This is a genomic window from Terrabacter sp. AAH1 (assembly GCF_054456855.1).
In genome coordinates this window covers 1-13,941 of record NZ_JBTJJV010000017.1, presented here as the reverse complement: position 1 = coordinate 13,941, position 13,941 = coordinate 1, and the positions used below count along the sequence as shown (strand labels likewise).

The 13,941-nt window shown below is 72.1% G+C and carries 10 protein-coding genes; 2 read left to right on the top strand and 8 right to left on the bottom strand.

Annotated features, from left to right (window positions below):
• Positions 1-43: 43 nt before the first annotated feature.
• The 7 genes from ACXR8F_RS19345 to ACXR8F_RS19315 all read right to left on the bottom strand — a co-directional run bounded on the left by ACXR8F_RS19345 (position 44) and on the right by ACXR8F_RS19315 (position 9,395).
• Complete coding sequence (locus ACXR8F_RS19345; RefSeq protein WP_458802995.1) at positions 44-967, bottom strand: carbon-nitrogen hydrolase family protein; 924 nt, start codon at positions 965-967, stop codon at positions 44-46.
• Positions 968-969: 2 nt separating this feature from the next.
• Positions 970-1,641 carry an SRPBCC family protein gene (locus tag ACXR8F_RS19340; RefSeq protein ID WP_045187495.1) on the bottom strand — a complete coding sequence of 224 codons (672 nt, stop codon included), beginning with the start codon at positions 1,639-1,641 and terminating at the stop codon, positions 970-972.
• Positions 1,638-4,124: an aerobic carbon-monoxide dehydrogenase large subunit gene (gene cutA, locus ACXR8F_RS19335; protein ID WP_458802992.1), complete on the bottom strand. Its 2,487-nt coding sequence runs from the start codon at positions 4,122-4,124 to the stop codon at positions 1,638-1,640. The genes ACXR8F_RS19340 and cutA overlap by 4 nt, the downstream gene beginning before the upstream one ends.
• Entirely contained in the window at positions 4,121-4,693 is a 573-nt protein-coding gene (locus tag ACXR8F_RS19330; RefSeq protein WP_458802991.1) for a (2Fe-2S)-binding protein, read from the bottom strand. Before ACXR8F_RS19330 ends, cutA begins: the two co-directional genes overlap by 4 nt.
• Complete coding sequence (locus tag ACXR8F_RS19325; protein ID WP_458802989.1) at positions 4,690-5,652, bottom strand: FAD binding domain-containing protein; 963 nt, start codon at positions 5,650-5,652, stop codon at positions 4,690-4,692. Before ACXR8F_RS19325 ends, ACXR8F_RS19330 begins: the two co-directional genes overlap by 4 nt.
• Positions 5,653-5,807: 155 nt before the next feature.
• Positions 5,808-7,256, bottom strand: a complete 1,449-nt coding sequence (locus ACXR8F_RS19320) for a uracil-xanthine permease family protein (RefSeq protein ID WP_458802987.1) — start codon at positions 7,254-7,256, stop codon at positions 5,808-5,810.
• Positions 7,257-7,640: 384 nt separating this feature from the next.
• Positions 7,641-9,395, bottom strand: a complete 1,755-nt coding sequence (locus tag ACXR8F_RS19315; RefSeq protein ID WP_458802985.1) for a helix-turn-helix domain-containing protein — start codon at positions 9,393-9,395, stop codon at positions 7,641-7,643.
• Between the two features lie 108 nt (positions 9,396-9,503).
• On the opposite strand from ACXR8F_RS19315, the gene ACXR8F_RS19310 reads away from it, so the two are divergent.
• Positions 9,504-10,385: an oxamate carbamoyltransferase subunit AllH family protein gene (locus tag ACXR8F_RS19310; RefSeq protein ID WP_458802983.1), complete on the top strand. Its 882-nt coding sequence runs from the start codon at positions 9,504-9,506 to the stop codon at positions 10,383-10,385.
• Entirely contained in the window at positions 10,378-13,365 is a 2,988-nt protein-coding gene (locus ACXR8F_RS19305) for a bifunctional FdrA/YlbE family protein (protein WP_458802981.1), read from the top strand. Before ACXR8F_RS19310 ends, ACXR8F_RS19305 begins: the two co-directional genes overlap by 8 nt.
• 68 nt (positions 13,366-13,433) lie before the next feature.
• Here the strand turns inward: ACXR8F_RS19305 and ACXR8F_RS19300 are convergent, their stop codons facing one another.
• Complete coding sequence (locus ACXR8F_RS19300) at positions 13,434-13,787, bottom strand: hypothetical protein (protein WP_458802979.1); 354 nt, start codon at positions 13,785-13,787, stop codon at positions 13,434-13,436.
• Positions 13,788-13,941: the final 154 nt, after the last annotated feature.

Sequence of the window (13,941 nt, the reverse complement as noted above, 5' to 3'; positions counted from 1 at the left end):
CTCACCCGTCGAGTGCTCACCTTCCCACGCGACGAAGCGGGGGTCAGCCGGCCTCGCCGCGGTGGATGGGGGCGTGCGGGAACGGCGTCTCGGCGGCGCCCTCGAGCTCGGCTCGGTGGTTGCGGATGAGGTCGAGGTTGCGGTCGCGCAGGTGGTCGAACGCCTGGCCGACGTTCGAGCCCGGCGTCAGCGAGGCCAGCGCCTCCGCCGGGTCGAGGCGGGCGGTGACCCAGCCCGGGTGCGTCGCTGCCTTGGCCACGATGTGCCCCACCGGGGTGACGATGTGCGAGTTGCCGAAGTAGAGCACGCCGGCGGGGTCCTGCCCGACCGCGTTCGCGCCGATGACGTAGACGTGGTTGTCGTAGGCGCGGGCCCGAGAGGTGAGGTCCCAGATGTCGGCCGAGCGCAGCAGCGCCGAGGGCCGGCAGATGACCTCGGCGCCCTGCACGGCCTGGATGCGCGAGAGCTCGGGGTAGTCGCCGTCGAAGCAGATGATCATGCCGATGCGGCCGAGGTCGGTGTCGCACACGGTCACGGTGTCGCCGGGCGTGACCCAGCCGCCGCCGGTGACGATCTCGGAGCAGAACGGGTGCGTCTTGCGGTAGACGCCTAGCACCTCGCCGGCGGGGTCGATGAGAACCGACGAGTTGTAGACGACGCCGCGCTCGGGGCCGCGCTCGTAGGTGCCGATGCACAGGTGCACGCCGAGCTCGGGCGCCGCCGCCTGGAACGGCTCGGTCATCGCGCCGGGCAGCTCGGTGACGAGGTCCCAGAGCTCCTCCTTGGAGCAGCCGGGCGTGAAGCCGGTCGTCGCGGTCTCGGGGAGCACGACGAGCTCGGCCCCGGTGGCCTCGACACACGTGCGCGTCATGTCGATGCACGCGTCGATGTTGGCGCGGATCGTGTCGGGCGACAGCTTCCCGGGGACGGGGGCCACCTGCACGGCGGCAGCGGTGAAGGCGCGCATCGTCAGCCCCTCCCGATCGCCCAGCCGACGACGACGCCGACGATCGCGACCACGCCCCCGGTGACGACCCCGAGGGCGTAGTCGCGAACTCTGGACCCCTCAGCGGGGGCGGGCCGGCCGGCATACACGGTGCCCGTGCCGCTCGGCTGCGTGACGGCAGACCCAGCAGGTATGCCGCCTGCTGCCGCGGGTGCCGCGGGCGCGGTCCCGCTCGGGGCTGCTGCGCCCGGGCGGACGCCGGCGATGTCGGCGTCGACCGCCGAGAAGAACTGTCCGGCCATCTTCTTCGTCACGCCGGCGAGCATGCGCTGCCCGACGCCGCCGATGACGCCACCGACCGCTGCATCGGCGTCGTAGGTGAGGTCGGTGCCGCCGGCCGCGCCGGGCGCGAGCCGCACGACGACGTCGGCGTCGACGGTGCCGGGAGCGCCTGCGCCGGAGGCCTTCATCGTGAAGGAGTCGGGGTGCTGCGGGTCGCGCAGCGAGACCTCACCGTCGTAGGTGCCCTTGATCGCGGCCACGCCCGCCGTGACGGTCATCGCGTAGTGGTCGGGGCCGAGCTCGGTGAGGCGCTCGCAGCCGGGGAGGCAGCGGGCGAGCACGGCAGGGTCGTGGAAGGCGTCCCAGACCTGCTGGGGATCGGACGCGAGGGTCGCGGATCCGGAGATCTTCATGACGTCGGCTCCTTCGGTGACGTGCTGGACGAGCTGGACGAGCTGGACGAGCTGGACGAGCTGGACGAGCGTGCAGTGTTGGCCTGACGGTGCAGGGAGGGGACCTCGCCGGCGGCGTGCCGGCGGCGCAGCTCCCACAGGTCGTTGGGCGAGATCGGCATGCGGGCGATGGGGAAGCCCTCGGCGTCCTCGATGGCGGAGGCGATGACGGCCGACACGGGGATGCACCCGGCCTCGCCGGCACCCTTGATGCCCAACGGGTTCAGCGGTGACGGTGTCTCGAGGTGGTCGGCCTCCACCGTGGGCACCTCGGAGGCGTAGGGCATGAGGAAGTCCATGAAGCTCGCGTTGAGCAGCTGCCCCGACTCGTCGTAGGCCATCCGCTCGTAGAGCGCGCCGCCGACCCCCTGCGCGACGCCGCCGTGCACCTGACCCTCGACGATCATCGGGTTGATCATCGTGCCGCAGTCGTGGATGACGCAGTAGCGCAGGATCTTGATCTCGGCCGTGACCGGGTCGGTCTCGACGATCGCGGCGTGCATGCCGTTGGCGAAGGTGGCCTGCGTGGGGGAGTAGAAGCCCTTGCCCTCGAGCCCGGGCTCCTCGCCCTCGGCGATCGGCGGCTTGTCGGGGTCGAAGGTTCCGGCGAACTGCGTTGCGGCGCGGGCGGCCTCGTCGAACGCGTACCTAAGCGGGTTGGACAGCACCGAGACGGTGCCGAGGCTCATCGACGTCGCCGGGGCGCCCTTGACGCGTACGGTTCCCTCGACGATCTCGAGGTCGTCGGGAGACACCTCGAGGGCGTCGGCCGCGATGCGCAGGGCCTTCTCGCGCACCTTGCGGGTCGCGATCGCGATGGCGCTCCCGCTCATGACGGCGGCGCGCGACGCGAACGTGCCCACGGCATACGGCATCTTGCGGGTGTCGCCGGTGGTCACGTGGACGTCCTCGAGGCGTACGCCGAGCTCCTCGGCGACGATCTGGGCGAAGACGGTCTCGTGGCCCTGGCCCTGCGACGTCAGGCCGGTGGACACGTTGACGCGGCCGCTCGTCTCGACCTGGATGTGGCCGCCCTCGTAGGGCCCGACACCGGTTCCCTCGACGTAGCAACCGATCCCGAGCCCGACCTTGCGTCCCTCCGCCTCGGCCGAACGCCGGTAGTCGGCGAAGTCGTCCCAGCCGACGAGCTGCTTGAGCTTGGCCAGGCTGGCCGGGAAGTCGCCCGAGTCGTACCTGAGCGGGCGGCCGTCCTGGAAGAGCAGGCCGTGGTCGTAGGGCATCTCGCTCGACAGGATGAAGTTGCGCGAGCGCACCTCCGCCCGGTCGAGGCCGAGGGCGTCCGCGATGGCGTCCATCGTGCGCTCCATCGCGAAGCAGCCCTGCGGTCGGCCGGCGCCCCGGTAGGGCGTCACGAGAACGGTGTTCGTGTAGAGCGACCAGAACTCGCAGCGGTAGGCGCCGGGCTTGTAGGGCCCCAGCAGCTGGGTCGAGGTGATGATCGGGACGATGATGCCGTAGGGGGTGTAGGCGCCGTTGTCGTGCCAGAACTTCACGTCGAGGCCGAGCACGCGGCCCTCGTCGTCGAAGCCGACGGTGACCTGCTGCAGCTGGCCGCGCTCGTGCGCCGAGCCGATGAAGTGCTCGCGGCGGTCCTCGGCCCACTTGACCGGCTGGTCGAGCAGCCGTGCGGCCCAGGGGACGAGCACCTCCTCGGGCCACGGGTGCATGATCTTGACGCCGAAGCCGCCGCCGACGTCGGGCGCGATGCACTCGACCTTGGCGAGCGGCAGGTCGAGCTTCGCGGCGACGGCGGCGCGCACCCCCGTCGACGTCTGGGTGGAGGAGTACATCCGCAGCTCGCCGCGCTCGCGGTCCCAGCGGGCGTAGACGCCCTTTCCCTCCATGGGCATGCAGGCGCTGCGCTCGATGTCGAGCTCGAGCGTGAGGGTGTGCGGGGCCGTCGCGAGGGCCGCGTCGACGTCGCCGACCTCCTGCAGCATGTGCGCGGCGACGTTGCCGGGCACGTCGTCGTGGACGAGGCGCTCGCCGTCGCGCGCCGACTCGATGCCGACGACGACGGGCAGCTGCTCGTAGGTGACACGGATGCGCTGGCAGGCGTCCTCGGCGACGTAGCGGTCGGTCGCCACGACCATCGCCACGGGCTCGCCGACGTGGTTGACCTCGTCACGGGCGAGGGCGTAGCCGGTGCGGCCGTGGGTCAGGGTCGGGTGCGGGATGAGCAGCGGGAGGGGCTCGCCGACACGGCCGGGGAGGTCCTCGTGCACGTAGATGCCGACGACACCCTCGAAGTCGATCGCGTCGGACGCGTCGATGTCGACGATGCGGGCGTGGGCGTGCGGGCTGCGCACGAAGGCGGCGGCGAGGGCGTCGTGGCCGAGGTCGTCGAGGTAGCGGCCGCCGCCGGTGACGAGCCGAGGGTCCTCCTTGCGCCTGATCGGCGCGCCGAACATCTGGGTCGTCATGAGCTCTCCTCACCGGCCTGCTCATCGGCCCGCTCGTCGGCCCGCTCCGCCTTGATCTCGGCGGCGCGCAGCACGCTCTTGACGATGTTCTGGTAGCCGGTGCAGCGGCACAGGTTGCCCGAGATCGCCTCTCGCGCCTGCTCGCTCGTCGGCGACGGGTTCTCGTCGAGGTAGGCGGTGACGGTCGTGAGGAAGCCCGGCGTGCAGAAGCCGCACTGCAGGCCGTGGCACTCGGCGAACGCCTGCTGGACGGGGTTCATCGACTCGCCGGTCGGGGCGACGCGCGCGTCGGGCGCCGAGCAGAGGCCCTCCACCGTCGTGATCGCGTGGTCCTGGGCCGTGACCGCGAACATCAGGCACGAGCGCATCGGGGCGCCGTCGACGAGCACGGTGCACGCGCCGCAGACGCCGTGCTCGCACCCGACGTGCGTGCCGGTGAGCTCGAGGTCGTGGCGGAGGAAGTCGGACAGAAGGCGGCGCGCCGGCACCCGGGCCGACCGGCGTATGCCGTTGACCCTGACCGTCACGTCGTGGATCGTCTCGCCGGCCATCTGCGTGGTGTCGGTCATGACTGGACTCCTGAATCCGTCGGGTGCTCACTTTCGTGCGTCGGGAACTGCGCACTCGACGAAGGGGTGGGGCTCTCTCCCGTCGAGTGCTCACTTTCGTGCACGGCGCGGGGGAGGACCCGGCGGGTCAGCTCGGTGACGAGCATGCGGCGGTACTCGGCCGTGGCGTGGATGTCGCCCTCGGGGTCGACGTGCTCGTGCACGGCCTCGGCGGCTGCGTCCACGGCGGCCGCCCACGCGTCGCCACCGGGCTCGACGCCGACGAGCGCTGGCCCGAGGTCGAGCACCGAGGGCACGTCGGTGACCGACACGAACGAGGCCCGGGCCCCGGACACGACGCCGTCGGCGACCGTCACGGCCACGCCCACCCCGGCCATCGCGTAGTCGCCGTGCCGGCGGGCGGCCTCGACGAACGCGGTGCCGGTGCCGGCGGCGAACCGGCGGAAACGCACCGCCACGGCGAGCTCCTCGGCCTCGAGCGAGGTCTCGAGCGCGCCGAGGAAGAAGTCGCGCCAAGGGATCTCACGCGGGCCGGAGGGCCCTGCGGCCTCGACGACGCCTTCGGTGAGGGCGAGGATCGCGGGCATCTCGCCGGCGGCGTCGGCGTGCGCGATGGAGCCGACCGTGGTGCCGCGGTTGCGGATCGCCGGGTGCGCGACGTTGACGAGCGCCTGGCGCAGGAGCGGGAGGGCGGCATACGCCTCCTCGGACCGCTCGAGGCCGGCGTGGCGCACGAGGGCGCCGACGCGTACGGCCCCGGGGGTGACCTCGACGGCGTCGAGACCCGCGACGCGGTTGATGTCGACGAGGTGGGCCGGTGAGGCCAGGCGCATGTTGAGGATCGGGATCAGGCTCTGCCCGCCCGCGAGGACCTTGCCGTCGTGGCCGACCTCGGTGAGGACGGCGACGGCTTCCTCGACGCTGAGGGGAGCGTGGTGCTCGAAGGGGGCGGGCTTCACCGAACTGATCCTGCCTTCCGATCCGGCTTCGTACTAGTGATGGTTGTGCATCGCTGACCGTGCGCTTTTGGCAACTCTTGCCCTGAACGGCCGTGGGCCCCCGACTCGACGTCGAGGGCCCACGGCGACGTGCGATGCGTCGCGTCCGGACGGCGTCAGCGGCGCCGGTCCGGGCCGCCGGGCGCGTCCTGGTAGAGGTCGTCGATGCCGTCGGCGTCGCCGTAGTCACCCTCGCGCTGGCCGAGCGAGATCATCGTCCCTCCGGCCGCGTCGGCGCGTTCTCGCAGGTCGGCCGGTGCCACGGCGCGGGCGACGTGGAACGCCCCGACGGCGATGATGGTGCCGAGCGCGATGCCGCTCAGCGTGAAGCTGTCGGTGAAGACGAGCTTCACGTCACCGATGCCGATGACGATGCCGGCCGCGACCGGGACGAGGTTGATCGGGTTGCCGAAGTCGACCCCGTTCTCCTTCCAGATCTTCGCGCCGAGCAGGCCGATCATGCCGTAGAGCACGACGGTGATGCCGCCGAGCACACCACCGGGCACCGACGACACGAGCGCGCCGAACTTCGGCGAGAGGCCGAAGACGATGGCCACGATCGCGGCGACGTAGTACGCCGCGGTCGAGTAGACGCGGGTCGCGGCCATGACGCCGATGTTCTCCGCGTACGTCGTCGTCGGCGAGCCGCCCACGGACGACGCGATCACCGTGCCGACGCCGTCGGCGGCGATGGCGCGACCCATGTACGGGTCGAGGTCGGCCTTCGTCATCTCGGCGACGGCCTTGACGTGGCCGGTGTTCTCGGCGATGAGCGCGATGACCGCCGGCAGCACGAGGAGGATCGCCGCGACCGAGAAGGACGGGGCGTGGATGCCGACGAGCGGCTTTCCGTCGGCGCCCAGCGTGCCGGTGCTCGGCGGCAGGCCGAACCACGGCTGGCTCGCGAGGTTGTCGAAGTTGGTGCGGAAGTGCGTCGTGATCTTGCCGGCACCGGCGTCGAAGCTCGTGATCTGGCCGAAGGCCTTGTCGAAGATCCACGAGATGACGTAGCCGAAGATGAGGGCGAGGAAGACCGCGATGCGCGAGATGAAGCCCTTGAAGGCGACGGCGCAGATGATCGTGAACGCCATGACGAGCAGCGCCACCCACTGGTCCTGGGGCCAGTAGATGTTGGCCACGACGGGCGCGAGGTTGAAGCCGATCAGCATGACGACCGCGCCGGTGACGACCGGCGGCAGCACCTTGTGCAGGATCGAGGACCCGAGGAAGTGGATCGCGATGCCCACGAGCGCGAGCACGAGGCCTGCCACGAGGATCGCGCCCGTGACCTCCTGCGAGGTGCCGCCTTGCGCGCGGATGGCCGCGACGCCGCCGACGAAGCTCGCCGACGTGCCGAGGTAGCTCGGCACCTTGCCGTTGACGATCAGCAGGAAGCAGATCGTCGCGATGCCGCTCATCATGATCGCGAGCTGCGGGTTGAGCCCCATGACGAGGGGGAAGACGAACGTCGCACCGAACATCGCGACGACGTGCTGGGCGCCGAGGCCCACGGTCTTGCCCCACGACAGCCGCTCGTCAGGGGCGACGACGTCGTCGGGGCCCATGGTCCTGCCGTCCCCGTGAAGTTTCCAGCCCAAAGCCATTCCGACTCCTATGGTTGCCGCATCGGGTGATGCGGGTCACGTCCCACTCCGGGATGGGCGAAAACTACTCCCACATCAGGGGATTGCGTTCGTCAAACGTTGATACACGCCGACGGAGTGCCTCTGGCACTACCTGACGTATGCCGTCTGCCCGACTTGTCGGGGTCGCGTGCGGTCCGTGGAGGTTCGCACCCCCTCACCGGGGTCCGACGTCCCACGGAGGCGTCCTGCCGCCCGGCTGAGATCGAAAAAGCAATCCGCCCCTCAGCGCTGGGAGGCGGCTCACCGCGTGAACCGGGACGGATTGCTTTTTCGATGTGGGGGTGTGGCGCGCTCTTTCGATTCTCAGATGCCGCGCATCTGGTGGATCTTGAGCGCGAGGGCGAGGGTCAGGCGCAGGTCGGGGTCGGTCGTGAAGGGGCCGAGGATCTTCTCGAGCTTGCCGATGCGGTAGCGGAGCGTGTTGTAGTGGAAGAAGAGCAGCCGCGCCGTCTCGGCGACATTGAGGTTGGTGTCGAGCAGCACGCCGAGGGTCTCGCGCAGCCCGGCGTACTCCGGCGACTCGTCGGTGGCCAGCTCGCGCAGCGACTCGGCGACGAACCGCCGGAGGTCGGCGCCGTCGGGGATGAGCGCGAGCAGCCGGTAGATGCCGAGGCCGTCGACGTGGGTGAGGGCGCCGTCGCCGTGCATCTGGCGCCCGACCGTGACGGCCGAGAGCGCCTCGTCGTACGCCTGGGGCAGGGATGCGACGGACACGAACGGCCGCGAGACGCCGGCCGAGAAGCTGCGCCGGCCGCCGCCACCGTCGCCGCGGACGACCCGGACGTACTCGCCGACGACGCGCATGACCTGGTCGGTGTCGGCCTGCGGGGGCACGCCGATGAGCGCGACGACCTCGCGGCTGAAGCCCATGACGGGGGAGCGGGCGTCGCGCACCGTGACGGCGTGCGTCCAGGCGCGGGCGAACCGCTGCTGGAGGAAGCGCACCTCGTCGGCGTCGCGGGTCGAGCGGTCGTCGTCCTCGTCGGTCTCGGCGACGACGACGACCATCGGCCGGTTGATGTCCCAGCCGAGCGAGCTGGCGTGGGCGACGGCCTCGGCGGGAGACCCCGCGCGGCCGGCGAGCGCGTCGCGCAGGAACTCGGCGCGGTACTTGCTCTCGACCGCCGAGACGGCCTGGTCCTTGGTGATGGCGAGCGCGGCCACGGTGGCGGCGCGCTCGAGGAGGCGCACGTCGTCGACGGTCAGGCGCCGGTGGCTGCAGAAGGCGATGAGCACGCCGTGGTCGAGGTGGCCGGCGACGATGCGCACGGCGGCCCGGTTCGCGGTCGGGCCGTCGGGTCGCGGCCCCATCGGCTCGTTCTCGGTGAGCAGGCGGCCGGTCCGGTCGAAGCACTCGAGGCCCGTGGCGTGCTCGAGCTCGCGGGCCGAGCCGGCTCGGGCGATGACCCGGCCGTCGGTGGTGGTCACCATGACGGCCCCGTCGAGGAAGCCGACGACCTGCTCGCAGAGGTCGTCGAGCGAGCCGCCGGCGAGCACGATCTGCACGAGCGCCCGGTCGGCGTCCTCCAGACGGCGCAGCACGGCGGTCTGGTGCTCGAGGATCGCGGTGAGCACCTCGGTGGTGAACGTCGCCATGTGGTCGAGCGGCACGTCGATGAGCGGGAGGCTGGTCGCCTCGGCGGCCCTGGCGACGGCTGCCGCCGTGCGGCCGGTGAGCCCCGAGACCACGATCCCCGCGGCCGAGGCGCCCTCGAGCTCGGTGAGGACGTCGTGGAGGCCGCGGCCGTGCTCGGCGAGGGCCGCGGCGTCGGCCAGGACCAGCCGGTGGGTCAGCCGGGTTCCGGCCGAGGCGTCGCGCAGGGCGCTGCGCAGCGGCGCCGTGCTGTCGACCGTGACGTCGAGCCGGCCGGGCTCGGAGCGCACCGACCCGTGGGCCGTCGCCGCGAGCCCCGCGATCAGGCGCAGGGAGATGCCTGACACCTCGGCCTCCGCGTCGCCGCCGACCGCGTGTGTGTCGAGGCCCGCGGCGGCGGGCGCCCCGTCGCCGAACGCCTGGTCGCCCCCGACCACGTCGTCGCCGGGACCTGCCTCTGGCAAGTCCCCATCTGCACGGACCCGATCGTTGGCAACTTTCACCATGAGCGCACCCTACGCCGCGTGGATAGCGTCACGTCAGCGGACCGCGCCGGGCGGACCGTGCCGTACGTGGGCACTCGTGCGGCATACGCGCGAGAACGGCGGGAGGTGCCCACCCCCATGGACGACGGGCTCGACGTGACGTTGCTGCCGGCCTCGATGTCGCCCCTCCTGGCGGCCGAGGTCGCCGGTGCCCCGCGCCGGCGCCGCGTCGTGGCCGCGTTCCCGACCTGCCTCTACGTCGAGCTCGGCGCCCACGAGCGGGTGCTCGCGCTGCTCGCGTCCGACGCTCTGGCGCTGCCGATCGGGCTGCGCCTCGCGCTGCCGGCGGCCGAGGTCGACTGGGGTCTCGAGGCCGGCGCGCACGTCGTCGTCGGGCAGGGCCGCGTACGCCTTCCGCGGGCTGACGTCGTCGCCGCGCGGTTGCAGCACCCACCGCGCGTGCGGCCTGCGCAGCGCCGCCCCGGCCCCCCGACCGGCCTGCGCGAGCCGGGCGTGCTCGGCGACCTGGCCCACGAGCTCGCCACCGCGGCGCTCGCCGGGCGCTCCGTCGACGCCGGGGTGCGCGGCCTCCTCGGCGCCGGTCGCGGGCTGACACCCAGCGGTGACGACGCGATCTGCGGACTACTCCTCGCCCTGGGCGCCGTCGACGCTCCCCGCGCGCGCCGGGCGCAGGCCGCCGTCCTCGCCGAGGTGCGCGCCCGACTCACCGCGACGACGAGCCTGTCCGCCGCCCTCCTCGTGGCCGCCGGCGCCGGGTATGCCGTCCCCGACGTCGTGCGCCTCGTCACCGGCCTCGTGTCCGGCGTCGCTGCACCCGAGCTCGTCGACCGGGTGCTCGCGATCGGGCACTCGTCCGGCCGTGACCTGCTGTCCGGCGTCACCGGCACCCTGCGTGCCCTCGACGCCTCCCTCGAGACCACCCCCCAGGAAGGAGCCTGCCGTGGCTGACCACGTCGAGCTGAGAAGCGGTGCCTACTTCGACTCGGTGACCCTGATGCAGGTCTCCCGCACGGTCGCCTCGGCGCCCGGGGTCGAGGCGGCGCAGGTCGCCATGGCGACCGAGCTCAACCTCGAGGTGATCCGCGGCATGGGCTTCGACGTGCCGGGCTCGGCACCGAACGACCTCGTCGTGGCGATCCGCGGCGACGAGGACGGTGTGGCTGCCGGGCTGTCGGCTCTCGAGGGCGCGTTGACCCAGAAACGCTCTGCCGCAAGCGGTTCGGGCTTGGGGGAGGCGCCCCTGCCGCGCACGCTCGGTGGTGCGATCAGGCTGTCCGGTGCGGACCTCGCGCTCGTCTCGGTGCCGGGTGAGCACGCGGTCACCGAGGCCCTCGATGCAGTCCGCGCGGGCATCTCCGTGCTCGTCTTCTCCGACAACGTGGCGGTCGAGGACGAGGTGGCACTCAAGGACGCCGCAGCGCGCGCGGGTGTGCTCGTCATGGGCTCCGACTGCGGCACCGCTGTCGTCGGCGGGGTCGCACTCGGCTTCGCCAACGTCGTGCGGCAGGGCTCCGTCGGCGTGGTGGCGGCGTCGGGCACCGGGGCGCAGCAGGTTATGTGCCTGCTCGACGCGGCCGGAGTCGGCATCAGCCACTGCCTCGGTGTCGGCGGCCGTGACCTCTCGTCCGCGGTGGCTGCGCGCTCGACGAAGCAGGCGCTCGCCGCGCTCGCCGCCGACCCCGCCACCGAGTCGATCCTCATCGTGTCCAAGCCGCCGGCCCCCGAGGTCCTCGCCGACCTGGAGGCGTATGCCGCCGGGCTGGGCAAGCCGGTCCACTGGGCGACGCTCGGGGCCGGGCGTCCCGACCTCACGGCCGCGGTCGAGGCGGCCCTCGGCAACGCGGGCGGCACTGGCAGCACGGACGAGACCACGGAACGCGAGTGGCCGGAGTGGAGCGGGCCCTCGAGCGACGAGCTAGGGTCCGGTTCGTTGCGCGGCCTCTTCTGCGGCGGCACCCTCGCCGACGAGGCCATGCTCATCGCCGCGGAGTACCTCGGTGAGGTGCGCTCGAACACACCGCTCCGTCCAGAACTCGCCCTCGGCGCCGATCTGCGCGACACGGGCCACGTCGTCATCGACTTCGGCGACGACTCGATGACCCAGGGCCGTGCGCACCCGATGATCGACCCGTCGCTGCGCCTCGGGCGCATCGCCGCGGAGGCCGCCGACCCCACCTGCGGTGTGCTGCTGCTGGACCTGGTGCTCGGGCACGGGGCACACCCCGACCCGGCGCCGGAGCTGGCGGAGGCCATCCGCGCCGCCCGTGAGACCGCGGCCGCCGACTCGCGGAACCTGCCCGTCGTCGTGTCGCTCACCGGCACGACGGGCGACCCGCAGGGGCTGGACCGGTGCGCCGAGACCCTGGTCGCCGCGGGAGCGACCGTGCTGCTGTCCAACGCGCTCGCGACCCGGCACGCCATCCACCTGCTCGGCCGGGAGACGTGGCCGGTGGACACGACGACCGGCCAGGCGGCATATGCAAGCGGGAGTCTGGCGGCGGCGGACGCCTCCGAGCCGCTGGGCGGCCTGCTCACCCAGGACGTCTCCGTCGCCGCCGTCGGCGTGTCCCTCTTCGCGGACGCGCTTCGGGCACAGGCGGTGCCGGTCACCGAGGCGGCGTGGCAGCCGCCGATCGCCGGCACGTCCGGTGACCTCGCCCGCGTGCTTGCCGACCCGAGGCGCGACGAGGCCAACGCCGAGGCCCTGCGCCGGATGGTCGCGGCCGGAGCCGACCTCGTCGACGTGCGACCGGCGTCGGAGGCGCTCGGACTCGAGCGCGGCACCTTCCTGCATGCGGGTCCGCCGATCGAGTTCGCCCGCGCCTCGGGGCCGCTCAAGGGTGCGCTCATCGGCGCGATGCTCTTCGAGGGCCTCGCCGACACGGCTGAGGAGGCCGAGGCGAAGCTGGAGAAGGCCGACGGCATCACGCTCGAGCCGTGCCACCACCGCGACGCGGTCGGGCCGATGGCGGGGGTCATCAGTCCGTCGATGTGGGTCTACGAGCTGCGCGACGAGGTGCACGACAACACCTCGTGGTGCTCGCTCAACGAGGGGCTCGGCAAGGTGCTGCGCTACGGCGCCTACGGGCCCGAGGTCATCGACCGGCTGCGGTGGATGAACACCGTGCTCGGCCCGATCCTCCAGCAGTCCGTGCGCACCCGAGTCGGGCGCGAGGGCGCCATCGACATCAAGGCGATCATCGCCCAGATGCTCCAGATGGGCGACGAGGGCCACAACCGCAACCGTGCCGGCTCGCTCATGCTGCTGCGCGAGCTGCTGCCGACGATGATCACCGCCGACGCGCCGTCGAGCGACATCGCCGACGCGGTCCGCTTCTCCGGGGCCAACGAGCACTTCTTCCTCAACCTCGGCATGCCCGCCTGCAAGCTGAGCACCCTTGCCGCTCATGGCATCCCGGGTTCGTCCGTGGTGACGACCATGGCGCGCAACGGCACCGACTTCGGCATCCGCGTGTCGGGCACGAGCGACGAGTGGTTCACCGGTCCGGCCAACACCCCGGAGGGGCTGTTCCTCGGGTCCTACGGCCCCGACGACGCCAACCCCGACATCGGCGACTCGGCCATCACCGAGACGGCGGGCATCGGCGGGTTCGCCATGGCGGCGGCCCCGGCCATCGTGAAGTTCGTCGGTGGCGACGTGCCGTTCGCGCTGCGGGCCACGCAGACGATGTACGAGATCACGACGGGGGAGCACACGGCCTTCCAGGTGCCGATCCTCGAGTTCCGCGGCACGCCGACCGGCATCGACGTCACCTCGGTGGCGCGCACCGGCATCCTCCCGCAGATCAACACCGGCATGGCCGGGCGCGTCGCGGGCACGGGCCAGGTCGGCGCCGGGCTCGTCACCCCGCCCGAGCAGTGCTTCACACAGGCGATGTCGGCGCTCGCGAGGATCGCCCGGGCCTGACGACCCCCCTCGAGTGCTCACTTCCCGACGCCCGTGCGCCATCGAGTGCTCACTCCCGCCGTCCGCGCTCAAGCCCAGCGCGCCCGCCGCCTGTCGTCCCGCGCGATGGCAGCGTCGATGGCATGGCGCGAGAAGAAGTGTGGATCGGTGTCATGAAGTGTCAAGGCCGACTCCGGCACGCCCAGCTCGTGGGCAAACCGCCGAACAAGCGCCCATCGTGCGCTCGCTCCCGCCATGTCGGCCGCCCAGATCTCGATGACGGTCCATCCGTCGCGCGTGAATCGACGGCGTCGTGTCTTGTCGCGCGCCCGTTGTTCAGGTGCGGAATGGAACTCCGCGCCCTGGTACTCGCCGATGACACGAACCTTGCGGCCGTCTGGGAGGTCGAACTGCCAGACCAGATCGCCGAAGCCGAGGAGCACCTTCGGATTCCAGGACGCGTAGACGGGTTGGTTGTGTCAACGGCACTCGAAAACTGACCCCCTGACGGCAGGTGAAAACTGACCCCCGCATATCAGTTCTCTTCCTGGTTGGTGGCTGCGGGGACGCGGCCGAGGTCGCGGTCCTTGAGCCGGT

Excerpts from the sequence above, each read along its gene's own strand:
- ACXR8F_RS19345 (WP_458802995.1), bottom strand. The coding sequence starts at position 967 with ATGCGCGCCTTCACCGCTGCCGCCGTGCAGGTGGCCCCCGTCCCCGGG.
- ACXR8F_RS19340 (WP_045187495.1), bottom strand. The coding sequence starts at position 1,641 with ATGAAGATCTCCGGATCCGCGACCCTCGCGTCCGATCCCCAGCAGGTC.
- cutA (WP_458802992.1), bottom strand. The coding sequence starts at position 4,124 with ATGACGACCCAGATGTTCGGCGCGCCGATCAGGCGCAAGGAGGACCCT.
- ACXR8F_RS19330 (WP_458802991.1), bottom strand. The coding sequence starts at position 4,693 with ATGACCGACACCACGCAGATGGCCGGCGAGACGATCCACGACGTGACG.
- ACXR8F_RS19320 (WP_458802987.1), bottom strand. The coding sequence starts at position 7,256 with ATGGGCCCCGACGACGTCGTCGCCCCTGACGAGCGGCTGTCGTGGGGC.